Below are 24,740 nucleotides of genomic sequence, written 5' to 3' on the forward strand. Positions count from 1 at the left end.
CCAAATCCTCCGTGGCTTACAGCTTGGCGTCAGCGGCCATCTGCACGTAGGTCGGATCGAAACGCAGCTTGAGGTTGCCGGTGTCGCCGCTGGTCACGCCGTTGGCGAACGCCATGCCGACCGCGCTGGTGTCTTTCGCGCCTTCACCGAGCAAACCGTGCTGGAACGAGAACTCGGCAACCCTGCGCATGGTTTCCGGCAGTTGCTTGCTGGTGGCGAACGCCAGGGCTTCTTTCGGTGTGGCGAAGAGTTTGGTGGTGTCCAGTTGCGCCTGGAATCCGGCCAGGTCGGTGCCCGAGGCTTTGGCCATGTGCTCCAGCGCGGCTTTGCTCGCCGCGTTTTTCGCGTTCATCAACTCGACCACTTCGAACCACGCGCCGGTCAGCGCCTTGCCCAAGGCCGGGTTGTCTTTAAGGGTGGCGCTGTTGACCACCATCATGTCCATGATTTCGCCGGGGATCTGGCTGGAGTTGAAGACTTCGGTCACCCCGGGTTTGGCCTTGATGTCCGAAAGCATCGGGTTCCAGGTGGTGACGGCGTTGACCTGTTCAGTGTTGAAGGCGGCGGAAATGTCGGCGTCGGAGGTGTTGACCACTTTCAGGTCTTTTTCGGTCAGATCGACCGAGTCCAGCGCGCGGGCCAGCAGGTAATGCGAGACCGACAGTTCGACCAGGTTGACGTCCATGCCTTTCAGGTCGGCGACTTTCTTGCCGTCACCCTTGAGGACGATGCCGTCGTTGCCGTTGGAGAAATCGCTGACGATCAGCGCGGTGCTGTCGACGCCGCCAGCGGCCGGAATGGTGAGGGCATCCATGTTGGTCATGGTGCAGCCGTCGAACTGGCCGGCGGTGTACTGGTTGATCGACTCGACGTAATCGTTGAGTTGCACGACATCAATCTTGATCCCGTACTTCTTCGCCCATTTGTCGACGATGCCCTGGCTGCCGGCGTATTCCCATGGCATCCAGCCGGCGTAGATCGTCCAGCAGACACTGAAGTGGTCTTTCTGCGCGGCGGGGGATTGAGTGCTGATAAACGCGGCGAACGCGGCGGCGAGCAGGGCGGGCAAACGTAGTCGGGACATGGTGGCTTCTCCAGTTGATCGAGGGCGGACAGGAAGGCAACGCGGCACCGCGAACGGTGGCTTGTCTCCCGGGCTTTTGTCCCGCCGTGTAACCTCAACTGGAGGTCGCCAACTCTCGGACCAGTCACTCGCAGATGCGAGCCGGAACCCTAGTCAGCCATTGCAAATTGTGGTGCCGCGAACCTGTGATGACTCCTGCACGGGTTTGCTAAAGCGAGAGGCGTGCCAAGTCGGGTCGGGCGCTCTGTTACGGGCTTTCGTGACGTTGCGGCGGATGGCGAACGCCTGTGGGCGCTTTGTGTTGGTGCGCGGTTGCACCGTCATGCAGCGTCCGCTGCCGCTGATCCGATGCCCCTGAGGGTTGGGCACTCGGTAGCGGTCAGCCAGTCAAATCTGATGTCAGCCGGTCTGTGCCGACTGCTGTCACAGGTCTTTCAGGAGGCCGCCATGCGTATTTCAAAATTGCTGCGTCGGGTGCTGCTGGGAGCAGTGCTCGGTCTAGGGCTGTCCGGCTGTTACTACTACGCCGGCGGCTACGATGTTTACTCCACGCCCTATTACTATCCCGGCTATTACTCGCCCTATTACTACGGTGGTTATTACGGCCCGCGTTACTACGGTGGCGCCCGCTATTACTACGGCGGCCATGGCTATCGCGGCGGTTACGGACGGGGTTATCACGGCGGCGGATACCACGGTGGGCACCACTAATCAGCGGCTGAATGACGGCGTTTCTGTATGAACAAGGTTTCATCAATCACTTGTTTCAAGTTGTTGCAGAAACGCACCGGATGCCGAAATCGCTGTCAGATATTTCGTCAGTCGCCGAATGAAAGACTGACGCCTGCCAGCGTCGCTGGTGTGGCTACCCGCGGTCCAGGAGGCCGCCATGTATCGCCGAATTCTTCTGTTTACCGTGATGCTTTTTTCCCTTGGCGGATGCGTCCCTTATTCCTACGGAGATGGCTACTACAGCTCAGAGGTCTACACATCGCAGGCACCTTCGTATTACAGCGGTGGCACCTATTACACCGGCGGCAGCACGTATTATTCGGCGCCGCGCTACTACCAGCCAGCGCCACGCTATTACCAACCGGCTCCACGCTATTACTCGGCGCCTCGTTACTACCAACCGGCCCCGCGCTACTACGAGAACCGTCGCTGGCACGGTCATGATCGCGGACGCTGGGACGACCACCGTCGCGGTGGCTGGGATGACCGCCGGGGTCGTGGCAACTACGACCGTCACAGTGGACGTGGCGACTACAACCGACACGGCAACCGCTGGTAACCCCCCGCAAAAAAGCGGCGCATTGAGCGCCGCTTTTTTTGTGCCTGGATTTCAGTAACTGGAGAGATCCGCCAACGGATGCCGCCCCTCCCAGACCTTGTGAAAATGCGCCTCGACCACCGCGTCCGGCACCCGGGCGATGTCCGGCCAGTGCCAGTGCGGTTTTTGATCTTTGTCGATCAGCCGCGCCCGGACCCCTTCGCTGAATTCCGGATGCCGGCAGCAATTGAGGCTCAGGGTGTATTCCATCTGAAAAACTTCGGCCAGCGACATGTGGCGGGCGCGGATGACCTGTTCCCAGACCAGATGCGCGGTAAGCGGTGAACCTTCGCTCATGGTTTTCGCGGCACGGGCAATCAACGGGTCGCTGCTGTCGCGATGCAGGCTGATGGCTTTCCAGGCACAGACCACGTCGCTGACATCCAGCCATTCATCAATCTGCTGCCGACGCGGCAGCCATTGCGCCTCAGGCATCTGCGCCACGGCTTCCTGCTGCAGCGCCTTGAGCAGGCTGTTGAGCTGCATGGCGGTCTGTTCCTGCCAGTTCAACTGCAACAAGCCGTCGATCAGTTCCTGCTGCTGTTCGTCGAGCAGGAAGCGGTCGGCCAGGTCCAGATCAATCGCATCGCGACCGTTCATGTGCGCGCCGGTTAAGCCAAGTAACAAACCGAGCTTGCCCGGCAGCCGCGAGAGGAACCAACTGGCGCCGACATCCGGGTACAGGCCGATGCTGATTTCCGGCATCGCCAGACGACTGCTCGGCGTGACGATCCGGATGCTCGCGCCTTGCAAGAGGCCCATGCCACCGCCCAGCACATATCCGTGTCCCCAGCAGATCAACGGTTTCGGATAGGTGTGCAGGCTGTAGTCCAGGTGGTATTCAGCGTTGAAAAACTGGGCGGCCAGCGGCGGCACCTCACCGGGATGGGCCCGGCAGGCTTCCACCAGGCTGCGGACTTCGCCGCCGGCGCAGAACGCCTTGGCGCCGTTGCCGCGCAGCAGCACGCAGACGATTTGCGGATCCTTGGCCCAGGCGTTCAGTCTGTCACTCAGGGCGTGGATCATCGGCAGGGACAGCGCATTGAGCGACTTTTCGGCATCCAGCGTGGCCACGCCGATGCGCGCGCCGTCGGTGCCGGTGAGTTCTTCGAAGTGCAGATTCATCGTGACCTCGATCGGGAATTTGAACGATCAGTATGATCGCTGTGTGGGAAAGTGCCGGATCTGCGTCAGATCAATTGACAAGCGTGGTCGGCTTTCCTAGGGTTCGCCCCATTGTTTTTGCCGGGTATGACCATGACTGCTGACGACCGTATCAAACTCGAACCGAGCTGGAAGGAGGCACTGCGTGCCGAATTCGACCAGCCCTACATGGCAGAGTTGCGCACTTTTCTGCAGCAGGAGCGGGCGGCCGGCAAGGAAATCTATCCGCCGGGCCCGATGATCTTCAACGCACTGAACTCGACGCCGCTGGACAAGGTGAAAGTGGTCATCCTCGGCCAAGACCCGTACCACGGCCCGGGCCAGGCCCACGGCTTGTGCTTCTCGGTGCAACCGGGCGTGCCGGCGCCGCCATCGTTGGTCAACATCTATAAAGAGTTGAAGCGCGACCTGAACATCGACATCCCCAACCACGGCTATCTGCAGAGCTGGGCCGATCAGGGTGTGCTGATGCTCAACACCACCATGACCGTCGAGCGCGCCAACGCCAATGCGCACAAGGACAAGGGCTGGCAGTTCTTCACGGATCGGATCATTGAAGTGGTCAGTCAGAAACAACCGCATCTGGTGTTCATGCTCTGGGGCGCCCATGCGCAGAGCAAGCAGAAGCTGATCGATGCCACCAAACATCTGGTACTGACCTCGGTGCACCCGTCGCCGCTGTCGGCTTATCGCGGTTTCCTTGGTTGCGGGCATTTCAGCCGCACCAATAAATTCCTGGAGCAGAATGGCGAAGCGCCGATCGAATGGCGGCTTCCGTCGGTGGTCTGATGCTCAGGGCTGGCGGTTCCAGTATTTGAACAACGGTTCCGCCAGAAACAGCACGAACAACAACCGCATCACCTGCATCGCCGTCACCAGCGGCACCGACAGTTGCAGGGTCTCTGCCGTCAGGCTCATCTCTGCGATCCCGCCGGGCATCATGCCCAACGTGAGCGAGCGCAGGTCCAGATGGGTCAGCGCACTCAATCCCAACGCCGCCAGTGTCGCGATCAACATGGTCAGCGCCGTGCCGATCAATGTGCGCCCCATGAACGATGGCGCACGGCGGAAGAACTGCCGGTTGAAGTGACAGCCCAGGCCGCTGCCGATCAGCCACTGGCCAATCTGACTGCCACCGTTGGGCAAACCGATGTGCAGATCCCAGCCGATGCTCACTGCCGCGCTGACCAGCAGCGGACCGAACAGCCAAGGGTTGGGTTGACGCAGACGTTGCCAGAGCCAGGCGAGTAGGCCGCCCGCCGGAAAAAGAATCGCCAGCCAGCGCCAATCGACGCTGCCGGCGTGTGAAATCGGGGTGCCGTCACCCAGCAGATACTTGAACGCCGCCGGAACACACAACACCACCACCAACACCCGCAGACTCTGCCCGGCCGCGACATGGCTGAGCAGCGCGCCGTTGCGGGCGCCGAGGTTGACCATCTCCCCGGAGCCGCCGGGCATGCTGGAGAAAAACGCCGTGGCGCGATCCTCGCCGGTGCGGCGCATCAGCCACACGCCGACCACCGCCGAGAGGCTGGTGACCAGCGCGCCGAAGAAGATCAGACCGAAGTGGCCGAGCACCTGCTCCATCACCAGCGGGGTGAAGTGCAGGCCAATACCGATTCCGACGATCCACTGGCCGCACTTGCGGCCGCCAGGGATTTCGGTCAATTGCCACGGGGTCAGGCAGCGCACCAGGATGATCGCCAGCAACGAGCCGACCATCCACGGCAGCGGCCAGCCGATCTGGCTGGCGATGTAACCGCCAAGCAGACCGACCAGCGGGGTTCCCCACCAGGTTTTGAGGGAGAGCCGATCAGACATCGGCAACGGCGCGTTGCGCGGCCGAGCGTTTGCGCCAGATGCGCAGCAGCGGCATCAGCAACATGATGGCAGTCAACACCCAGACGCCGAAGGTGATCGGACTCGACCAGAGGATTTCCAGCGCACCGTTGGAAATCGACAGCGCCCGGCGCAGGTTCTGCTCCATCAGCCCGCCGAGGATGAACCCCAGCAGGACTGGCGACAGCGGGAAGTCCAGTTTGCGCAGGATGTAGCCGAAGATGCCGATGCCGACCATCAGGAACAGGTCGAATGTGGTCGCGTGTACGGCGTACACACCGATCCCGGTGATGATCGCGATGACCGGCACCAGAGCCCAATTCGGCACGGCGAGGATACGGGTGAAGATGCGGATCATCGGGATGTTCAGGATCACCAGCATGATGTTGGCGATGAACAGCGAAGCGATCAGGCCCCAGACGATGTCCGGCTGTTGCTGGAACAGCAGCGGGCCGGGGGTGATGTTGTACAGCGACAGGGCGCCGATCATCACCGCCGTGGTGCCCGAACCCGGAACGCCGAGGGTCAGCATCGGCACCAGCGCGCCGCAAGCGGAGGCACCGATGGCGGTTTCCGGTGCAGCGAGGCCGCGGGCGTCGCCCTGACCAAACTTGCCGCTGGCGCCGGCGATGCGTTTCTCGGTCATGTAGGCCACGGCGCTGGCCAGGGTCGCGCCGGCCCCCGGCAACACGCCCATGATGAAACCGAGCAGGCCGCAACGGATGTTCACCACGAACACCGACGCCGCTTCCTTGAAGTTGAACATCATCCGCCCGGTGGCTTTCACCGCTTCCTGGCCGCGATGGGTTTTTTCCAGCAGCAGGAGGATTTCGCTGACCGAGAACAGGCCCAGTACCAGCACCACGAACTGAATGCCGTCAGTCAGGTGAATGTTGTCGCCAGTGAAACGGTAAACGCCGCTGTTGGCGTCGATGCCGACGCTGGACAGGAACAGGCCGATCAACGCCGCAATGAAAGTCTTCAGCGGTCGGTCACCGGCCATGCCGCCGAGACAGACAATCGCGAACACCATCAACACGAAGTATTCCGCCGGACCGAAGGCAATCGCCCATTTCGCCAGCAGCGGGGCGAACAGCACCATGCCGCAGGTGGCGATGAAGGCGCCAATGAACGAACTCCATGCCGACAACGACAGCGCCACGCCAGCCAGGCCTTTGCGGGCCATTGGGTAACCGTCGAGGGTAGTCATCACGGTGGAGGCTTCGCCCGGAATGTTCAGCAGGATCGAGCTGATCCGGCCGCCGTATTCGCAGCCCAGATAGACCGCCGCCAGCAGGATCAGGGCAGATTCCGGCGGCAGTCCGAGGGCGAACGCGATCGGGATCAGCAACGCCACACCATTGATCGGGCCCAGGCCCGGCAACAACCCGACTACGGTGCCGATCAACGTGCCGGTCAGGGCCGTGACCAGGTTGTACGGACTCAGCGCGACGCCGAAGCCCTGACCCAAATAACCGAGAGTATCCATATCAGTTCTCCAGAACGTCGAGCAGGCCGAGGGGCAGCGGTACGTCCATCACGCGGTCGAACAACACGTACAAACCAATCGCCATCAGCGTCGTGACAATGACGCTGGGCACCCAGCGCCCGCCATACAGGCGCGCCATCGGGATGCCGATCAGAATGCTGCTGAGGATGAAGCCCAGCGGTTCGAACAAACCGGCGAACACCAGCAGCAGGGCGACGCAGATCGCGATCTTGGTCAGGGTTTCGCGATCCAGCGGCGGTTCGTCCTCGCTGTGTTTGATCGGCGTCGGGCGGAACACCATGTACAGCAGCGCCAGGCCCATCAGGCCGAGCATCAGCAATGGAAACGCCCGAGGGCCCACCGGTTCGTAGGAAAAAGCCGCCTGATACGGCCACGCCATCAGTGCCAGGCCGGCACAGGCCAGCAACAGCACCGAGGCAAAAATGCGTTGAATAAGCATGAGGGAACTCCTGCCATGGCCCCGGTGAGAGGGCCATGGACGCTAGACAGAGACGATCACTGAATCAGGCCGAACTCTTTGGCCAGCACCTTGTAGTCCGCCACCTGTTTCTTGACGTAGGTGTCCAGCTCGGGACCGGTCATGGCGAACGGGAACAGCTCACGCTGATCGCGCAGTTTGGCGAAGTCGTCGGAGGCCAGCAGTTTGTCGAAGGAGTCTTTCCACCAGGCGTAGTCTTCATCGCTGACTTTCGGCCCGAGGTAGAAACCGCGCACCACTGGCCAGACGATGTCGTAGCCTTGCTCACGAGCGGTCGGGATGTCCTTCATTTCCGGCTCGTCCAGGCGTTTCTCGGCAAACACGGCCAGCAGGCGCATGTCGCCGCTCTGGATATGCGGCATGGAGTCGGAAATGTCGGTACTGCCGACCTGGATATGACCGCCGAGCAGGGCGGTGGCGATCTCGCCGCCCCCTTCGAGGGCGACGTAGCGCAGGTCGCGCGGGTTGATCCCGGCGGCTTTGGCGATCAGCGCAGTCTGCATCCAGTCCTGGCTGCCGACGGTACCGCCGGAGCCAATGACCACGGAACTCGGATCTTTCTTCAGCGCCTGCACGAGATCATCGAGGGTTTTGTAGGGCGAATCGCTTTTCACCGCGATGGCGCCGTAGCTGGTGCCGACCGCGGCCAGCCAGCGCACGTTGGTTTCATCGAACCGACCGAACTTGCCCTGGGCCAGGTTCAACAGCGAACCGCTGGACCACGCCACCAGCGTGCCGGCATCGGCCGGACGCTGCGCCACAACGGCGTTGTACGCCACCGCACCGACGCCACCGGGCATGTAGGTCACGCGCATCGGTTTGGTCAGCAGTTTTTCATTGACCAGCGCGCTTTGCGCCAGTTTGCAGGTCAGGTCGAAACCGCCACCGGGGGAGGCCGGGGCAATGCATTCGGGGCGTTTCGGTTCGGCCATCAGTTGGCCGGCGAACAGCACGCAACCGGCAGCGAGGGCGAAACGGCGCAGGGATCGGTTCATGAGTGTCTCCACGGGAGTTGTTGTTTTTGGGGATGTTTCAGGTGCGGCGGTTTCGCGCGCGCAGGCTGACAGGCTCAGACCCGGACGGGTTGAACGCCGCGCAGCCGACGATGGCGCTGACAAGCGAAAACGGGGGAATTCGAAAGGAAGAATGAAACGGGTCAACCTGAAGCTGTGTGGACAGCATGGTGCAGTACCTCGTTATTGTTCTTATTGGCGAAAACGCATCGAGGCGTTTTTCGAGAGCTACGGTTTGAAACTACGGTGTATGAACAGGCAAAACGGCGAAGGTCGGCAGTCGGGACCTTCGGTGAAACGACTCTAACGGCCCAACCTTTCGCTAACCTTTCAGTATTCTTTCGCGTGTTTTCGGGCTTCACAGTGGCGGTTGCGGCTGTAAACTCCGCCGCAAAGAATGGCGTCGGCCATCCCTGAATGAGGTAGAGATCCATGCGTGTCCTGCTCGTCGAAGATCATTTGCCGCTGGCCGAAAGCGTCGCCCAGGCGCTCAAGAGCACCGGTCTGACCGTGGACGTCTTGCACGACGGTGTGGCTGCCGACCTGGCCTTGGGCAGCGAGGAGTACGCGGTGGCGATCCTCGATGTCGGCCTGCCTCGCATGGACGGTTTTGAGGTGCTGGCGCGCCTGCGGGCCCGGGGCAAAAATCTGCCGGTGCTGATGCTGACGGCCCGCAGTGACGTCAAGGATCGGGTCCATGGGCTCAATCTCGGCGCCGATGACTACCTGGCCAAGCCGTTCGAACTCACCGAGCTCGAAGCACGGGTCAAGGCGTTGCTGCGCCGCAGTGTGCTTGGCGGCGAACGTCAGCAGCGCTGCGGTGTGCTGGCCTATGACCTCGACACCCGACGCTTCACCCTCGGCGATGAATTGCTGACGCTGACTTCTCGCGAACAAGCGGTGCTCGAAGCGCTGATCGCCCGTCCGGGTCGAGTGATGAGCAAGGAGCAACTGGCTGCGCAGGTGTTCGGTCTCGACGAAGAGGCCAGCCCCGATGCCATCGAAATCTACGTGCACCGCCTGCGCAAGAAGCTCGATGGCCATTCGGTGGCCATCGTGACCTTCCGCGGTCTGGGCTATTTGCTGGAAAGCCGCGATGCATAAGCCCAGCAGCCTGCGCTGGCGGTTGCTGTGGAACCTCGCGCTGCTGCTGGTGGTGTTGATGCTCGCCAGCGGATTGAGTGCGTACTGGAACGGTCGCGAAGCTGCCGACACCGCCTACGACCGCACGCTGCTGGCCTCGGCGCGGACCATCGCCGCCGGTCTTTCGCAGCGTGATGGCAGTCTCAGTGCCGACGTGCCTTACGTGGCGCTCGACACCTTCGCTTACGACAGTGCGGGTCGGATCTATTACCAGGTCAACGATATCAACCAGAAGTTGATTTCCGGCTATGAAAATCTGCCGGGCCCGCCGCCGGGCACGCCGAGAACCGACAGTTACCCCGCCCTGGCGCGCTTTTACGACGCGAAATATCAGGGGCAGAACGTGCGTGTGGTCAGCCTGCTCAAAGCGGTCAGCGAGCCGAACATGAACGGCATGGCTGAAATCCGCGTTGCCGAAACCGATGAGGCGCGCGTCAGCATGGCCCGCAGTCTGGCGGCAGATACCTTGCTGCGGCTGGGGATGCTGGCGATTGGCGCGTTGTTGCTGGTGTGGTTTGCGGTAAGCGCTGCGTTGCGGCCGATCGAACGTCTGCGCACGGCAGTGGAAGAGCGCCAGCCTGACGACTTGCGTCCGTTGCCGCTGGTGGAAGTCCAGCATGAGTTGTCGCCGCTGGTGCGTGCGCTCAACCATTTCACCGAACGCCTGCGTGGCCAGTTCGAGCGGCAGGCGCAATTCATCGCCGATGCAGCCCATGAGCTGCGCACGCCACTGGCGGCGCTCAAGGCGCGACTTGAACTGGGCTTGCGCTCGAACGAGCCGCAGACCTGGCGCGAAACGCTGGAATCCTCGGCACAAAGCACGGATCGCCTGACCCATCTGGCCAATCAGTTGCTGTCGCTGGCCCGAGTGGAAAACGGCGCCCGGGCGATTGCCGAGGGCGGTGCGCAGTTGCTCGATCTGAGTCAGTTGGCGCGAGAACTGGGCATGGCCATGGCTCCACTGGCCCATGCGCGGGGTGTCGCGCTGGCGCTGGAAGCGGACGAGCCGGTATGGCTGCGTGGCGAGCCGACATTGCTCAACGAGTTGCTGAGCAATCTGGTGGACAACGCGCTGGCCCACACGCCGCCGGGCGGCAACGTGATTCTGCGGGTCACGCCGCCGGCGGTGCTGGAGGTTGAAGACGATGGGCCGGGCATTCCGCTCGAAGAGCGGGATCGGGTTTTCGAGCGTTTTTACCGGCGCAACCAGCAGGTGGCCGGTTCCGGGCTGGGGTTGGCGATTGTCGGGGAAATCTGCCGCGCGCATCTGGCGCAGATCAGCCTGCACGATGGTGAGCAGGCGGGTTTGAAGGTGCGGGTGAGCTTTATCGCCAGTTGATCAGTAGAACATCGACCGCGATTCTTCCAGATCGGCGCACAGCGCCTTGTTTTCCGGATCGATACCAAGCTTGCGGAACGCCGGCACGCTGAACGGATCGATGCGGGCCAGCGGATGGTCGGTGTCCTTGTGGCAATACAGGCTGGCCACTTGCACGATGTCGACGTAATCGATGTGCTGCGATTCGCGCTTGAGGTCCTGATACAGCCCCGGCAGCTCCACCAGACGCTCCGGAAACTCCCAGACCCGCAGCAATTTGTCGCCGAGCAACGGGTGAATGTGATCGATCACATGGTTGAGGCTGACCGGATCGGACAGCAATTCGTAGTGGTCTTCGGCATACGTCAGGATCGGCAGCACGCCGATCTGATGAACCAGTCCACCGAGCGCAGCCTGATCGGGCTTGAGCTGGGTGTAACGGCGGCACAGGGCGTAGCTGACGCCGGCGATCTCCAGGCTCTTGCGCCAGACTTCGCGCATCTTCTGTTCGACCACGTCGGAGCGGGCGTGGAAGATCTGCTCCATCACCAGACCGATCGCCAGGTTGCTGCTGTAGTTGACGCCGAGCCGGGTGATGGCGGTGTGCAGGTCGGTCACTTCCTGGGTGGCGCGCAGCAGTGGGCTGTTGACCACTTTGATCAGACGCGCCGACAGCGCCGTGTCACGGCCGATCACTTTGCTCAGGTCGCTGACGCTGATGTCCGGATCTTCCGCGGCCTTGCGAATCTGCAGGGCCACTTCCGGTAACGTTGGCAGAACCAGGTCATCGTTATCGATGGCCTCAACCAAATCCTGTTGGACCTTATCCGCCAGCTCACTCATGTCGTTTCTCTAGGGTGTTGCAACAAATGCTGCGATCAACGCTGGATTTCGCGGTCGCGATCCAGTTCGTATGGCAGGTCGAGCAAGTGCAGCGCCGGACCTTCGGCCGAGCCCAGATGCAAGTCGCCCGCTTCGGCAGCTTCGGCCTGCAACACCGCCAGCAGTTCAATATTCTTTTCGGTACGGGCGGCCAGCACCACTTCGCCGATGGAACTGCCGTGGCTCGGGGCGAACAGCGCGGTGCCGGGCTCCGGCAACTCAGCGGCGTCCAGTTGCACGCGATACAGGCGACGCTTGAGTTTGCCCAGGTATTGCATGCGCGCGACGATTTCCTGGCCGGTGTAGCAGCCTTTCTTGAAGCTCACGCCGCCGACGGCCTGCAGATTGAGCATCTGCGGGATGAACAGCTCGCGGGTGCTCGGCATGACCTGACCGATCCCGGCGCGAATCTGGCCCAGCAGCCATTGATTGAGTTCGCCCTCGCTCAATTGCGCGGACAGTTTGCCTTTGACGGTGTCGGCCTGATCGGCGGGCACCCAGAGTTCGGCACGGTTCGGGGAGACGCGAATCGCGATCAGCCCTTCGTTGCGGGCCACGCTGTCGGTTTCTGCCGGCAGTTCCAGGCCCAGACTGCTCAGGACCGCATCGCCATCATCGAGGCCGAAGCGCACCCAGGAGGCGCTTTCGTCGGTCAGTTTCGATTTGGAGAACACCGCGTACTTTTTCAGGTCCGCCAGTTGCGGCTCCAGCAGTTCGCCCGCCATCGCCAGCAGCACGCCGTCGCCTTCCAGCACGATGCGGAAGCTCGACTGCATCCGGCCTTTCTGCGTGCAGCGGGCGCCGAGGCTGGCTTGGGTATCGCTCAGGTAATTGATGTTGCAGGTCAACTGGCCTTGCAGGAATTTGCCGGCATCCGCGCCGCGAACCGCGAGAACGCCTTCATGAGACAGGGTGCAGAAAAAAGCAGAATCGGCCATGGGTCATCGCAGGGTAAATAGACTGGGGCACATCATAAGGGGGTGGTGTTGAAATGGGTAGTTCATAAAGGATCTATGGTGCCCGACCAAAGCCGACTGTTCGGGCCGCTTCGGGCCTGTATACTTGCGGCCTATTTGAGGAGGGCTCCATGGTCGAACAAGTTGAACTGAATCGCCTCTTTTGGCACAGCCGTCGCGGCATGCTGGAACTCGACGTGTTGCTGGTGCCGTTCGTGAAAGAGGTCTACGCCAATCTGAACGAGGTGGATCGCGCGCTGTATGTCCGCCTGCTCGAGTGCGAGGATCAGGACATGTTCGGTTGGTTCATGGAGCGCAGCGAATCGGAAGATCCCGAGCTGCAACGCATGGTTCGCATGATTCTGGACCGTGTCCAGCCCAAGTAATACGTTCGAGTGCCGCTGGCATGCCTCACGGCAGTTGCTGGCGGCGTATCTGTTGGCCCAGGCATTCGCGCTGGGTTCTCTGTTTCTATTGTCGATTCCGTTCTGGACCGTTTTGCTCGGGGCGTTCGCGTGTCTCGGCCATGCGGCCTGGGTGTTGCCACGGCAGATTCTGCTGAGTCATCCCAAGGCATTTTGCCGATTGCGCCGGGACGCCGATGGCTGGCAATTGTGGAACCGGGCCGATGGCTGGCAAGCGGTGCAATTGCGCCCGGACAGCCTGGCGCTGCCGCTGATCGTGGTGCTGCGCTTTCGATTGCGTGGTGAGCGGCGAGTCAGATCGATCTGCGTGCCGCGGGATGCGCAAGCGGCGGATCTGCACCGGCGCCTGCGGGTTCGCCTGAAGTTCAGCCGGCGTAGGTGGGCGGCACCAGAATAGTGTCGAGCGCTTCGGGCAGCAGGTTCGGGTAGTCGAGGGTGTAATGCAGGCCTCGGCTTTCCTTGCGTTCCATGGCCGAACGGATCATCAGTTCCGCCACTTGCGCCAGGTTGCGCAGCTCGATCAGATCGCGACTGACTTTATAGTTGCTGTAGAACTCGTCGATTTCGTCCAGCAGCAGACGCACCCGATGCTGTGCCCGTTGCAGGCGCTTGTTGGTGCGCACGATGCCCACGTAGTCCCACATGAAACGCCGCAATTCGTCCCAGTTGTGGGCGATGATCACGTCTTCGTCGGAGTCGGTCACCTGGCTGGCGTCCCAGGCCGGCAGGGCGTGTGGAATCGCCACATCGGGAAGTTGCTCGAGAATGTCCGCCGCTGCCGAGCGGGCGTAGACGAAGCATTCGAGCAGCGAGTTGCTGGCCATGCGGTTGGCACCGTGCAGGCCGGTGAAGCTGGTTTCGCCGATGGCGTACAGGCCGGGCACATCGGTGCGGCCCTGTTGATCGACCATCACGCCGCCGCAGGTGTAATGCGCGGCCGGGACGACCGGGATCGGTTGTTTGGTGATGTCGATGCCGAATCCGAGGCAGCGCTCGTAGACGGTCGGGAAGTGCGATTTGATGAAGGCTTCGGGTTTGTGGCTGATGTCGAGGTAGACGCAATCGACACCCAGACGCTTCATCTCATGGTCAATGGCGCGGGCGACGATGTCCCGTGGCGCCAGTTCTGCACGTGAGTCGAAGCGCTGCATGAAGCGTTCGCCATTCGGCAGCTTCAAATGGGCGCCTTCGCCACGCAGAGCTTCAGTTACCAGAAAACTCTTGGCTTGCGGATGATAGAGGCAGGTGGGGTGGAACTGGTTGAACTCCAGGTTCGCCACCCGGCAGCCCGAACGCCACGCCATGGCGATGCCATCACCGCAGGCGCCGTCGGGGTTGCTTGTATATAGATAGACTTTGGCAGCGCCGCCGGACGCCAGGATCACGAAGCGTGCGCCGAAGGTATCGACTTCGCCGGTTTTGCGGTTGAGCACGTAGGCGCCCAGGCAACGTTCGCCCTCCAGCCCCAGCCGGCGCTCGGTAATCAGATCGACCGCTACCCGCTGTTCGAGCAACTCGATGTTCGGGCGTTCTTTGGCCTGGGCCAGCAGGGTTGTGAAGATCGCGGCGCCGGTGGCGTCGGCGGCGTGGATGATGCGGCGATGGCTGTGGCCGCCTTCGCGGGTCAGGTGAAATTCGAAACCGCCGTCTTCAGTGCCGGACTGATCGTCGCGAGTGAAGGGTACGCCTTGATCGATCAACCACTGGATCGCTTCTTTACTGTGCTCCACGGTGAAACGCACCGCGTCTTCATGGCAGAGGCCGCCGCCGGCATTCAAGGTGTCATCGACATGGGATTCGACGGTGTCGGTGTCGTCCAGCACGGCCGCGACGCCACCCTGGGCCCAATAGGTCGAGCCGTTGGCGAGGTCGCCTTTGCTCAGTACGGCGATGCGCAAGTGACCGGGCAGGGTCAGCGCGAGACTCAAACCGGCAGCGCCGCTGCCAATCACCAGGACATCGTGTTGAAACTGTTGGCTCATTTCAGGATTCCGCTCAAAGCGACCCGGGTCGGGGTTGGCGCAGGACAGGCGAATGGGCGAGTCGAGACAGCCACACAGCCCACTAGTATATAGAGGGGTTGGGCGGCACAATAGCCGGGCCGATATGGCATTGTGAAACTACCGTGACGGAAATATACGGACGCTTTGTCGGGAAGTTTTCTTCACCGGTTTTGGGGAAAAGCGACTGTATCGCAGATGAAACACGCTTTTTCCGCTCACGGTTGCACAATGTCGGCGCGGCACGTCTATAAATATTTGGAACTTTTGCCAGAGGCTCAAGATCAATAGACAGTTGCCCGAAACAAGGGACAGTGTCGGCTTCAATGCGGAACCTGCGATTGGGTTCTTGCCGGCGAGCCGATGACAAGATTATTCGCGCAGCCGGTTCATCCCGCGCTGCGTTTTTCGTGCGTGCCAAATCAGAGCCCGCAGGAAACTTGCTTGGAGGGGGAGAACTTTTGCGAAAAGCCCGAGTCTATGTTTGCAAGTCCGGTCGTTTGGTCATGCAAGCCTCCTTCGAGTTTATCGAGGAGTGTTCATGCTAACCCAGGAAGAGGATCAGCAGCTGGTCGAACGCGTTCAGCGTGGCGACAAGCGAGCTTTCGATCTGCTGGTGCTGAAGTATCAGCACAAAATTCTCGGGTTGATCGTGCGTTTTGTGCACGACACCCATGAAGCCCAGGACGTCGCACAAGAAGCCTTTATCAAGGCGTATCGAGCGCTTGGAAATTTCCGCGGCGACAGTGCGTTTTATACGTGGCTGTACCGCATCGCCATTAACACGGCGAAGAACTATCTGGTTTCACGCGGCCGCCGGCCGCCGGATAGCGATGTAAGTTCCGAAGATGCAGAGTTCTATGACGGCGATCACGGCCTGAAAGATCTCGAGTCTCCTGAACGGGCATTACTGCGGGATGAGATCGAAGGCACCGTCCATCGAACCATTCAGCAACTGCCGGAGGATTTGCGCACAGCGTTAACTTTGCGCGAATTCGATGGTCTGAGTTACGAGGACATCGCGAGCGTCATGCAATGTCCGGTTGGTACCGTGCGCTCCCGGATTTTCCGCGCCCGGGAGGCCATCGATAAAGCCCTGCAGCCGTTGTTGCAGGAAAACTAAAGACAGCGGCGACAGCCAAGAGAGGAACGCCATGAGTCGTGAAGCCCTGCAGGAATCGCTGTCCGCAGTGATGGATAACGAAGCGGACGAACTGGAACTGCGTCGAGTGCTCAATGCACTGGACGATGTTGAAACCCGTGAAACCTGGGCTCGTTACCAGATCGCTCGGGCAGCCATGCACAAGGATCTGTTGCTTCCACGTCTGGATCTCGCTGCGGCGGTTTCTGCTGCACTGGAAGATGAAGCCACCCCGGCCAAAGTGTCTCGTGGCCCATGGCGCAGCCTCGGTCGTCTGGCCGTAGCCGCTTCGGTGACTGTTGCCGTTCTGGCGGGTGTTCGCCTGTACAACCAGGACGAAATCGCCGGCGTCGAACTCGCTCAGCAATCCAATCAGCCAGTGTTGGCCACACCTCAGGTCAAAGGCCCGGCGGTATTGGCAGGCTATAGTGAGAGTTCGGAAGCTACTGGCCCAATGGCCAATGGTGTATTGCAAGGTCAGCCAGGCTGGCACGATCAGCGTCTGCCAGGTTACCTGCGTCAACACGCTCAGCAGGCTGCCTTGAAAGGCACCGAGAGCGCGCTGCCTTATGCACGTGCAGCAAGCCTGGAAAACCGTTAAGGGGGATCATGCGCGCCATACCTCTACTTTCGCTTCTGCTCAGCGGCTGGTTCATTGTTCCAGCCCACGCCGACGAGGCTCAGGACTGGTTGACCCGCCTGGGCCAGGCCGAGCAGCAGCAAAGCTTTCACGGCACATTCGTTTACGAGCGTAACGGTAGTTTTTCTACCCACAACATCTGGCATCGCGTCCAGAATGGCCAGGTCCGCGAGCGTTTGCTTCAGCTCGATGGTTCGGCTCAGGAAGTCGTGCGCATTGATGGACATACTCAATGCGTCAGCGGCACCCTGATTGCGGGTCTGGGAGATTCTCCCAATTCCGCCGCTCGGCCTCTCGATCCTCAAAAGCTGAAGAACTGGTATGAGCTTGCCGTCATTGGCAAGTCGCGTGTGGCCGGGCGTGAAGCAGTGATCGTATCGCTAACGCCGCGTGATCAGCACCGCTACGGTTTCGAACTGCATCTGGACAAGGAAACGGGTCTGCCGCTCAAGTCGCTGTTGTTGAACGACAAGGGGCAGTTACTCGAGAGATTCCAGTTCACGCGACTGGATACCTCTGAAATTCCATCCGACAAAGATCTGCAAGCCAATTCCGATTGCAAGACAGTCACCCTCGACAGCGACAAGGCTTCTGCGATCAAGACCGCTCAGGTATGGCGTTCCGACTGGTTGCCTCCTGGCTTCGAACTTACCAGCAGCTCCTCGCACAAAGATCCGGAAACCAAGACCCAGGTCAACAGCCTGATGTATGACGATGGTCTTGCACGATTTTCTGTCTTCCTGGAGCCGCTGAACGGCGCAACCGTCACCGATACCCGGACTCAGTTGGGCCCGACCGTTGCCGTATCCCGCCGTTTGACGACGCCTCAAGGCGAAATGATGGTCACGGTAGTTGGCGAGATTCCAATCGGGACCGCCGAACGGATTGCCCTGTCGATGCGCAATGATGGCGCTGCAACCAGCAAGCAGTGAGCTGATTCCAGCTATCTCCCCTTCGTCTTCGAGACGTGAAATGTTTGCTGAGCATTTTCATTTGCAAAACAACCGAAAATTTTTTATAGGTCAGAGCCTCTCGGCTCTGGCCTTGTTTGTTGTTCCCGGAACAAAAATGCCGGCCTGTGGTTTCCGGTGTTCCTTGCTCCATATCGCTTAACCCTGCTCGTCGTAACGGGAGCTGTATGTCGATACCAAGCTTGAAGTCTTATCTCTCCATTTTCGCCACGGTGCTGGTGCTCGGTCAGGCTGTTCCTGCAGCCATGGCGGCTGAAGCGGTCAGCCCGGCCAGCCTGCCTGATTTCACCCAACTGGTCGAACAGGCCTCGCCTGCGGTGGTGAATATCAGTACCACGCAAAAGCTGCCGGATCGCAAAGTGAACCAGCAGATGCCTGACCTTGAAGGCTTGCCACCGATGCTGCGCGAGTTCTTCGAGCGCGGCATGCCGCCGCAACAGCGTTCTCCGCGTGGTGATCGCCAGCGTGAAGCGCAATCGTTGGGTTCGGGCTTCATCATTTCGCCGGATGGCTACATTCTGACCAACAACCACGTGATCGCCGATGCCGACGAAATCCTAGTGCGTCTGGCAGATCGCAGTGAAATGAAGGCCAAACTGATCGGCACCGACCCACGTTCCGACGTCGCGCTGCTGAAAATCGAAGGCAAGGATCTGCCAGTGCTGAAGCTTGGCAAATCTCAGGATCTGAAAGCCGGCCAGTGGGTCGTGGCAATCGGTTCGCCATTCGGCTTTGACCACACCGTGACCCAAGGCATTGTCAGCGCCGTCGGCCGCAGCCTGCCGAACGAAAACTATGTGCCATTCATCCAGACCGACGTGCCGATCAACCCGGGCAACTCCGGTGGCCCGCTGTTCAACCTGAACGGTGAAGTGGTCGGGATCAACTCGCAGATCTACACCCGTTCCGGTGGCTTCATGGGCGTGTCGTTCGCCATTCCGATCGACGTGGCCATGGACGTTTCCAACCAGCTGAAAAGCGGCGGCAAAGTCAGCCGTGGCTGGTTGGGCGTTGTCATCCAGGAAGTGAACAAGGATCTGGCCGAGTCGTTCGGTCTGGACAAACCGGCCGGTGCGCTGGTTGCACAGATTCAGGATGACGGCCCGGCTGCCAAGGGCGGCCTGCAAGTGGGTGACGTAATCCTGAGCATGAACGGTCAACCGATCGTCATGTCCGCTGACCTGCCACATCTGGTGGGTGCGTTGAAGGCCGGCGCCAAAGCCAATCTCGAAGTGATTCGTGACGGCAAACGCAAGAATGTCGAGCTGACTGTCGGCGCCATCCCGGACGAAGACAAGGAGCTGGATGCGCTGCCCAAATCCGGTGCCGAGACCAACAGCAATCGCCTGGGTGTATCGGTCGCCGAACTGACCGCCGAGCAGAAGAAAACCTACGACCTGAAAGGTGGTGTGGTGATCAAGGAAGTGCAGGACGGCCCTGCGGCCCTGATCGGTCTGCAACCGGGCGACATCATCACGCACCTGAACAATCAGGCCATTGGTTCTTCCAAGGAGTTTGCCGAGATTGCCAAGGCGCTGCCGAAGAACCGTTCGGTGTCGATGCGCGTTCTGCGTCAGGGTCGTGCCAGCTTCATTACCTTCAAACTGGCTGAATGATCCGATTGTTGAAGTAAAAAAAAACCGCCTCGAAAGAGGCGGTTTTTTTGCGTCCGGAATTTGTCTCGGCTTGGGCTTAACCCATCATGTCCTTGACCATGCGCTCTTGCTCCATCAGTTCGCGCTGACGGGCATCGATACGCGACGACAGTGGGAAGTTGCTGCCGGCCTTGCGCTTGGCGAAGTCCAGTTGCTGGATGGCCTGGCGATAGTCGCCGACCAGCGCGAAATACTCGGCACGGGCCTGATGCAGGCCAATGATGTTGCCGGACAGACCACGAGTCTCGGCGACCTGATACCAGACGTCCGGATCGTCCGGACGCGATTTGAGCAAGCCCTCCAGCGCCTTCTCCGCATCGGCGGTACGGTTTTGTTTCAGCAGCAGATCGACGCGTACCTGGTTCAGCGGGTAGTTGCCTGGGTACTGACTGAGCATCCGGTCAACCCGGGACTGGGCATCGGCCAGCTTGTTGTTGGTGATGTCCAGATCGACCTGCGCCAGGTTGTAGATGATCTCGTTCGGCGATTTGGCCAGCAGTTGCTTGAGATTCTCTCGGGCTTCATTCAACTGACCGCCCTTGATCTGGGCGATCGCCAATCCGTAACGGGCCACATCGTTGTTCGGATTATCGTCCAGTTGCGCGCGAAAGCGCTTGGCGCCGAGCCCCGGCGTTTCTTCGTAGGTCAACTGCACCCGCGTGCGGATCAGTTGATAGCGCTTGCTGTCTTCGATACCGCCGGGTTTTGCCTGCTCGGCGCGGTTGCGGGTGTCGGCGATCCGCGATTCGGTGACCGGGTGAGTCAGCAGGAATTCCGGCGGTTTGGCATCAAAGCGATACTGGCGCATCAAACGCTCGAACATGGTCGGCATCGAGCGCGGATCGTAGCCTGCCTTTTCCAGGTTGAGGATGCCGATGCGGTCGGCTTCCTGTTCGTTTTGGCGCGAGAAACGCCGCTGTTCCTGGATCGCCGCCGCCTGGGTGCCGGCAATCGCTGCAATGCCGGCGTCACCGGCGCCGGCAGCGGCGATCACGATACCGGCCAGCAGCGCTGCCATCATCGGCACCTGCATCCGCTGCGAGGCCTCGACGCCACGAGCGAAGTGGCGTTGGGACAAGTGAGCCAGTTCGTGAGCCAGTACCGAGGCATATTCGCCCTCGGTCTGGGCATTGAGGAACAAGCCGCCATTGACCCCGACAATCCCGCCCGGTGCCGCGAAGGCGTTGAGCTGCGGGCTGTTGATCAGGATGAATTCCAGGCGTCGGTCATTGACCTGGCTGGTTTCCACCAGCTTATAGACACTGGACTCGACGTAGTCCTTGAGTTGTGGATCGTTGAGCTGCGAAACCTGGCTGCGCAGCAATGCCAGCCAGGCGCGACCCAGTTGATATTCCTGTTGTGGCGAGACGATGGCAGAGCTGGCGTCACCGAGTGACGGCAGGTCGTCGGCGAAGCCCGGTGAGGCGAGCAGGCAAGCGAGCGTCAGCAGGGTAGGGCGCAGAAATGTCATGCACAAAGCCTTAGTCGACAAAGACCTTACTGTAGCCGGACACCGGGCCTGCGACCAGATATTCTAGGCAGCCTGACTACCTGATACGGAGTGACGCATGACCGACGCTGTAGCCCATGACTGTGAACTGGACGCCAGTGGCCTGAATTGTCCGTTGCCGTTGCTCAAGGCCAAAATGGAGCTGAACAAGCTGCCCAGTGGCGCAGTACTCAAGGTGATTGCCACGGATGCTGGCTCGCAACGCGACTTTCGCACCTTTGCCAAATTGGCCGGTCATACGCTGCTGCGTGAAGAGGACGAGGCGGGTGTCTACCGTTACTGGCTGAAAAAAGCCTGAAACCGACCGCGTAAATGACCTAAGGAAAATTGATGTTCAAAGTGTTGCGCGACTGGATTCAGCGCTACTTCTCCGATGAAGAAGCCGTGGTGCTGGCGGTGCTGCTGTTTCTCGCCTTCACCGCGGTACTGACGCTTGGCGGAATGCTCGCGCCGGTGCTGGCCGGGATGGTGCTGGCGTATCTGATGCAGGGGCTGGTGCTCACGCTTGAACGTCTGCGCGTGCCCGGTGGGGCGGCGGTCGGTCTGGTGTTTGCACTGTTCATGGGCGTGCTGATGGTGTTCATCGTCGTGGTGCTGCCGCTGCTCTGGCATCAGTTGATCACGCTGTTCAACGAGCTGCCGGGCATGCTCGCCAAGTGGCAATCGCTGCTGTTGTTGCTGCCCGAGCGCTATCCGCATCTGGTCTCCGATGAGCAGGTGCTGCAAGCGATCGAAGCGGCGCGAGGCGAGATCGGCAAGTTCGGCCAGTGGGCGTTGACGTTCTCGTTGTCGAGCCTGCCGCTGCTGGTGAACATCATGATCTATTTGGTGCTGGTGCCGATCCTGGTGTTCTTCTTCCTCAAGGACCGGGCGATGATCGGCGAGTGGGTGCGCGGCTATTTGCCACGAGAGCGGGCGCTGATCACTCGAGTCGCCGAGGAAATGAACCGGCAGATCGCCAACTACATTCGCGGCAAGGTCATCGAGATCGTGATCTGTGGTGGCGTGACGTACATCGCATTCGTCGCACTGGGTCTCAACTACGCGGCGCTGCTGGCCCTGTTGGTCGGCGTGTCGGTGGTGGTGCCGTATGTCGGGGCGGTGGTGGTAACCGTGCCGGTGCTGCTGATTGCGCTGTTCCAGTGGGGCTGGAGCGATCAGTTCATCTATTTGATGGCGGTCTACGGGATCATTCAGACCCTGGACGGCAACGTGCTGGTGCCGTTGCTGTTTTCCGAGGCGGTCAACCTGCACCCGGTGGCAATCATCTGCGCGGTGCTGTTGTTCGGCGGGTTGTGGGGATTCTGGGGCGTGTTCTTCGCGATTCCGCTGGCGACGTTGTTCAAGGCTGTGCTCGATGCGTGGCCGCGCAAGGAGCCGGTGGTGGCGCCGCTGCTTTGAGAATGAATCGGCGCCCGCAAGGGCGCCGACAGCATCAGGCCTTGTTCAGCGCCTGAGCAGCAGCCAGCACTGCATCCACATGTCCTGGCACTTTCACGCCGCGCCATTCCTGACGCAGTACGCCGTTCTTGTCGATCAGGAAGGTGCTGCGATCAACGCCCAGGTATTCCTTGCCGTAGAGTTTCTTCAGCTTGATCACGTCGAACAACTGGCAGACGGCCTCGTCCTTGTCGCTGATCAGCTCGAACGGAAACTCCTGCTTGCACTTGAAGTTCTCGTGGGATTTCAGGCTGTCGCGGGAAATGCCGAAGATTTCCGTGTTGGCAGCCTTGAATGCTGCGTATTGATCACGAAAGCCCTGGCCTTCGGTGGTGCAGCCCGGGGTGCTGTCCTTCGGATAGAAGTAGATCACCACTTGCTTGCCCTTGAGGGCCGACAGGCTGACGGTCTGCCCGCTGGTGGCAGGTGCTTCGAAATCCGGAACCGGTTGGTCGATGACAACGGCCATGAAAGCTTCCTTACATTGGGTTCTGTGGGCGCCACGGTTCGATCAGTGCATCCAGGTTCATGGCGTCGGCGAAATCCAGGAACTGGTCGCGCAGCCAGCTGATCTGGGTGCCGGCGGGCAGGGTCACGGTGAACGTGGCGTTGAGCATGGTGCCGCCGGTCTGCGGTGCCTGATAGGTATCGCAGGTCAGGTTTTCCAGCTCGACGTTGTGATCCATGAAGAACTGGCACAGCTCGTTGATGATGTCCGGACGGTATGCCGAAGACACATAAGCCACGTACGGCAGGGCCTGCGGGCGGTTTTCCAGGGCAGCGCTGCGCACCACGTTGACGGTGAACGCATGACGCTTGGCCAGCACTGGCAGGCTGCCTTCCAGGCGAGCCAGGGCGTCCCAGCTGCCGGAGACTTCGAGCACCAGCGCGCTGCACTCGCCGTGACGGGTCAGGCGCGAGGTGACGACCGCACAGCGGTTTTCATGGCTGGCGCGGCACAGGACGTTGGTCAGCTCCATGGGATTGGCGCCGAGGGCACTGATGACAAGGAATTGTTCGCGAACTGTGGGGGTGGACATGCAGCATTCCTAAAGCGATGAGCGGTCGGTAGCGAGAGGGCGTTGATTGCCGGGGCAATGACTGTCCGGAAGGCCCGATTCGTGTGGCGTTACGGCTCCATGAACAAGCAAGCGTACGGCAACGACACTGGAACGGGGCCTGGGAGGCCGAAACGGGAGACTGGAACCCGGCGTACAAGCTGATCAGTACCGATCAAAGTCTGAAGGGTAGCGAAAAGCGGCGCCAAGGGGAATGGCGGCACAGTACTTCGCTTGTGCAAGCATCTTGGCGCCAGTACCATTACCGCTCTCTTTTTCCGGCAGGAGCGGTTTCATGATTGCGGGCAGTATGGTGGCACTGGTCACACCCATGGATGCACAAGGGCGTCTTGACTGGGACAGCCTCAGCAAACTCGTGGACTTCCATCTCAAGAACGGCACCCATGCCATTGTCGCGGTCGGCACCACCGGCGAGTCGGCAACCCTTGATGTAGAAGAACACATCGCCGTCATCAAAGCCGTGGTCAAACAGGTTGCCGGTCGCATTCCGGTGATCGCCGGTACCGGCGCCAACTCGACCCGAGAAGCGGTCGAGCTGACCCGCAATGCCAAAGAAGCCGGTGCCGATGCCTGCCTGCTGGTCGTTCCGTACTACAACAAGCCGACCCAGGAAGGCCTGTACCAGCACTTCAAGCACATCGCCGAAGCGGTCGACATTCCACAGATCCTCTACAACGTTCCCGGCCGCACCTCCTGCGACATGCAGGCCGAGACCGTGATCCGCCTGTCCACCGTGCCGAACATCATCGGCATCAAGGAAGCGACCGGCGACCTGAAACGCGCCAAGGCGATCATCGACGGCGTGAGCAAGGACTTCATCGTGCTGTCCGGCGATGATCCGACCGCCGTTGAGCTGATCCTGCTGGGCGGCAAGGGCAACATCTCCGTCACCGCCAACGTCGCGCCACGCGAAATGGCCGACCTGTGCGAGGCCGCGCTCAAGGGCGACGCCGAGACCGCACGGGCCATCAACGAAAAACTGATGCCGCTGCACAAGGACCTGTTCATCGAAGCCAACCCGATTCCGGTGAAATGGGCTTTGGTCGAAATGGGCCTGATGCACCAAGGCATCCGCCTGCCGCTGACCTGGCTGAGCGCTCCTTGTCATGAAACGCTGCGCTCGGCCCTGCGCCAGTGCAACGTCCTGGTTTAATTGAGG

General features: G+C 60.7%; 26 protein-coding genes and 1 riboswitch. Of the genes, 14 read left to right on the top strand and 12 right to left on the bottom strand.

The features are described 5' to 3' along the window. Positions 1–16 precede the first annotated feature (16 nt). Positions 17–1,084 carry a putative urea ABC transporter substrate-binding protein gene (locus L6D74_RS13935; RefSeq protein ID WP_074691079.1) on the bottom strand — a complete coding sequence of 356 codons (1,068 nt, stop codon included), beginning with the start codon at positions 1,082–1,084 and terminating at the stop codon, positions 17–19. 63 nt (positions 1,085–1,147) lie between these two features. After that, a riboswitch (guanidine-I (ykkC/yxkD leader) is annotated at positions 1,148–1,248 on the bottom strand. Between the two features lie 283 nt (positions 1,249–1,531). On the opposite strand from L6D74_RS13935, the gene L6D74_RS13940 reads away from it, so the two are divergent. Together L6D74_RS13940 and L6D74_RS13945 are read left to right on the top strand one after the other, a co-directional pair. After that, positions 1,532–1,795: a hypothetical protein gene (locus L6D74_RS13940; RefSeq protein ID WP_064383076.1), complete on the top strand. Its 264-nt coding sequence runs from the start codon at positions 1,532–1,534 to the stop codon at positions 1,793–1,795. 178 nt (positions 1,796–1,973) lie between these two features. After that, the gene (locus L6D74_RS13945; protein WP_064594097.1) at positions 1,974–2,375 is read left to right on the top strand and encodes a hypothetical protein; all 402 of its coding nucleotides are present in this window, start codon (positions 1,974–1,976) and stop codon (positions 2,373–2,375) included. Positions 2,376–2,426: 51 nt separating this feature from the next. On the opposite strand, the gene L6D74_RS13950 is transcribed toward L6D74_RS13945, so the two are convergent. Then, positions 2,427–3,539, bottom strand: coding sequence for an enoyl-CoA hydratase/isomerase family protein (locus L6D74_RS13950; protein WP_236189565.1), 1,113 nt, complete (start codon positions 3,537–3,539; stop codon positions 2,427–2,429). A gap of 132 nt (positions 3,540–3,671) precedes the next feature. Here L6D74_RS13950 and ung point away from each other — a divergent pair, with 132 nt between their 5' ends. Continuing rightward, positions 3,672–4,367, top strand: a complete 696-nt coding sequence (gene ung, locus L6D74_RS13955) for a uracil-DNA glycosylase (protein WP_064384152.1) — start codon at positions 3,672–3,674, stop codon at positions 4,365–4,367. 3 nt (positions 4,368–4,370) lie between these two features. On the opposite strand, the gene L6D74_RS13960 is transcribed toward ung, so the two are convergent. Genes L6D74_RS13960 through L6D74_RS13975 form a run of 4 tightly spaced genes read right to left on the bottom strand, consistent with a single transcriptional unit; the run spans position 4,371 to position 8,403 of the window. After that, the gene (locus tag L6D74_RS13960) at positions 4,371–5,402 is read right to left on the bottom strand and encodes an AbrB family transcriptional regulator (RefSeq protein WP_085648608.1); all 1,032 of its coding nucleotides are present in this window, start codon (positions 5,400–5,402) and stop codon (positions 4,371–4,373) included. Next, a complete protein-coding gene (locus L6D74_RS13965) occupies positions 5,395–6,909 on the bottom strand; it encodes a tripartite tricarboxylate transporter permease (RefSeq protein WP_039772694.1) in 1,515 nt (504 codons plus the stop codon). Before L6D74_RS13965 ends, L6D74_RS13960 begins: the two co-directional genes overlap by 8 nt. A gap of 1 nt (position 6,910) precedes the next feature. Beyond that, complete coding sequence (locus L6D74_RS13970) at positions 6,911–7,369, bottom strand: tripartite tricarboxylate transporter TctB family protein (protein WP_236189567.1); 459 nt, start codon at positions 7,367–7,369, stop codon at positions 6,911–6,913. A gap of 56 nt (positions 7,370–7,425) precedes the next feature. Then, positions 7,426–8,403: a Bug family tripartite tricarboxylate transporter substrate binding protein gene (locus L6D74_RS13975; protein WP_039772690.1), complete on the bottom strand. Its 978-nt coding sequence runs from the start codon at positions 8,401–8,403 to the stop codon at positions 7,426–7,428. Between the two features lie 450 nt (positions 8,404–8,853). Between L6D74_RS13975 and L6D74_RS13980 the strand changes: the two genes are divergently transcribed. After that, the gene (locus tag L6D74_RS13980) at positions 8,854–9,525 is read left to right on the top strand and encodes a response regulator (protein WP_007957980.1); all 672 of its coding nucleotides are present in this window, start codon (positions 8,854–8,856) and stop codon (positions 9,523–9,525) included. Beyond that, positions 9,518–10,903, top strand: a complete 1,386-nt coding sequence (locus tag L6D74_RS13985; RefSeq protein ID WP_236189568.1) for a sensor histidine kinase — start codon at positions 9,518–9,520, stop codon at positions 10,901–10,903. Before L6D74_RS13980 ends, L6D74_RS13985 begins: the two co-directional genes overlap by 8 nt. On the opposite strand, the gene L6D74_RS13990 is transcribed toward L6D74_RS13985, so the two are convergent. Next, positions 10,904–11,725 carry an HDOD domain-containing protein gene (locus L6D74_RS13990; protein ID WP_085611615.1) on the bottom strand — a complete coding sequence of 274 codons (822 nt, stop codon included), beginning with the start codon at positions 11,723–11,725 and terminating at the stop codon, positions 10,904–10,906. Between the two features lie 35 nt (positions 11,726–11,760). Beyond that, positions 11,761–12,702, bottom strand: a complete 942-nt coding sequence (gene ygfZ / locus L6D74_RS13995; protein ID WP_236189569.1) for a CAF17-like 4Fe-4S cluster assembly/insertion protein YgfZ — start codon at positions 12,700–12,702, stop codon at positions 11,761–11,763. A gap of 149 nt (positions 12,703–12,851) precedes the next feature. On the opposite strand from ygfZ, the gene L6D74_RS14000 reads away from it, so the two are divergent. Both L6D74_RS14000 and L6D74_RS14005 read left to right on the top strand, forming a co-directional pair. Beyond that, positions 12,852–13,106, top strand: coding sequence for an FAD assembly factor SdhE (locus tag L6D74_RS14000; RefSeq protein WP_007957989.1), 255 nt, complete (start codon positions 12,852–12,854; stop codon positions 13,104–13,106). Continuing rightward, positions 13,090–13,542: a protein YgfX gene (locus tag L6D74_RS14005; protein ID WP_064594109.1), complete on the top strand. Its 453-nt coding sequence runs from the start codon at positions 13,090–13,092 to the stop codon at positions 13,540–13,542. The genes L6D74_RS14000 and L6D74_RS14005 overlap by 17 nt, the downstream gene beginning before the upstream one ends. Here the strand turns inward: L6D74_RS14005 and nadB are convergent. Then, positions 13,511–15,127: an L-aspartate oxidase gene (nadB, locus tag L6D74_RS14010; RefSeq protein ID WP_064594112.1), complete on the bottom strand. Its 1,617-nt coding sequence runs from the start codon at positions 15,125–15,127 to the stop codon at positions 13,511–13,513. The genes L6D74_RS14005 and nadB overlap by 32 nt on opposite strands. A 559-nt stretch (positions 15,128–15,686) precedes the next feature. Here nadB and rpoE point away from each other — a divergent pair. From rpoE to L6D74_RS14030, 4 genes are all read left to right on the top strand, one after another. Continuing rightward, positions 15,687–16,268 carry an RNA polymerase sigma factor RpoE/AlgU gene (gene rpoE, locus L6D74_RS14015; protein WP_003172477.1) on the top strand — a complete coding sequence of 194 codons (582 nt, stop codon included), beginning with the start codon at positions 15,687–15,689 and terminating at the stop codon, positions 16,266–16,268. Positions 16,269–16,299: 31 nt separating this feature from the next. Next, positions 16,300–16,887: a sigma-E factor negative regulatory protein gene (locus L6D74_RS14020; protein WP_039772679.1), complete on the top strand. Its 588-nt coding sequence runs from the start codon at positions 16,300–16,302 to the stop codon at positions 16,885–16,887. A gap of 8 nt (positions 16,888–16,895) precedes the next feature. Beyond that, a complete protein-coding gene (locus L6D74_RS14025) occupies positions 16,896–17,858 on the top strand; it encodes a MucB/RseB C-terminal domain-containing protein (RefSeq protein ID WP_085648605.1) in 963 nt (320 codons plus the stop codon). Positions 17,859–18,142: 284 nt separating this feature from the next. Then, entirely contained in the window at positions 18,143–19,513 is a 1,371-nt protein-coding gene (locus L6D74_RS14030) for a DegQ family serine endoprotease (RefSeq protein ID WP_236189711.1), read from the top strand. A gap of 76 nt (positions 19,514–19,589) precedes the next feature. Here the strand turns inward: L6D74_RS14030 and L6D74_RS14035 are convergent, their stop codons facing one another. Continuing rightward, a complete protein-coding gene (locus L6D74_RS14035; protein WP_236189570.1) occupies positions 19,590–21,023 on the bottom strand; it encodes a M48 family metalloprotease in 1,434 nt (477 codons plus the stop codon). Positions 21,024–21,120: 97 nt separating this feature from the next. Here L6D74_RS14035 and L6D74_RS14040 point away from each other — a divergent pair, with 97 nt between their 5' ends. Further along, positions 21,121–21,360: a sulfurtransferase TusA family protein gene (locus L6D74_RS14040; RefSeq protein WP_007958011.1), complete on the top strand. Its 240-nt coding sequence runs from the start codon at positions 21,121–21,123 to the stop codon at positions 21,358–21,360. Between the two features lie 32 nt (positions 21,361–21,392). Beyond that, the gene (locus L6D74_RS14045) at positions 21,393–22,463 is read left to right on the top strand and encodes an AI-2E family transporter (protein WP_039772670.1); all 1,071 of its coding nucleotides are present in this window, start codon (positions 21,393–21,395) and stop codon (positions 22,461–22,463) included. A 34-nt stretch (positions 22,464–22,497) separates the two neighbouring features. Here the strand turns inward: L6D74_RS14045 and L6D74_RS14050 are convergent, their stop codons facing one another. Together L6D74_RS14050 and L6D74_RS14055 are read right to left on the bottom strand one after the other, a co-directional pair. Further along, positions 22,498–22,971 carry a peroxiredoxin gene (locus L6D74_RS14050; protein WP_039772668.1) on the bottom strand — a complete coding sequence of 158 codons (474 nt, stop codon included), beginning with the start codon at positions 22,969–22,971 and terminating at the stop codon, positions 22,498–22,500. A gap of 10 nt (positions 22,972–22,981) precedes the next feature. Next, positions 22,982–23,542: a glycine cleavage system transcriptional repressor gene (locus tag L6D74_RS14055; protein WP_007958014.1), complete on the bottom strand. Its 561-nt coding sequence runs from the start codon at positions 23,540–23,542 to the stop codon at positions 22,982–22,984. A 313-nt stretch (positions 23,543–23,855) separates the two neighbouring features. Here L6D74_RS14055 and dapA point away from each other — a divergent pair, with 313 nt between their 5' ends. Then, the gene (gene dapA / locus L6D74_RS14060; RefSeq protein ID WP_007958015.1) at positions 23,856–24,734 is read left to right on the top strand and encodes a 4-hydroxy-tetrahydrodipicolinate synthase; all 879 of its coding nucleotides are present in this window, start codon (positions 23,856–23,858) and stop codon (positions 24,732–24,734) included. Positions 24,735–24,740 lie beyond the last annotated feature (6 nt).

The organism is Pseudomonas pharyngis (assembly GCF_021602345.1).
In the GTDB taxonomy this organism is placed as follows: Bacteria; Pseudomonadota; Gammaproteobacteria; order Pseudomonadales; family Pseudomonadaceae; genus Aquipseudomonas; species Aquipseudomonas pharyngis.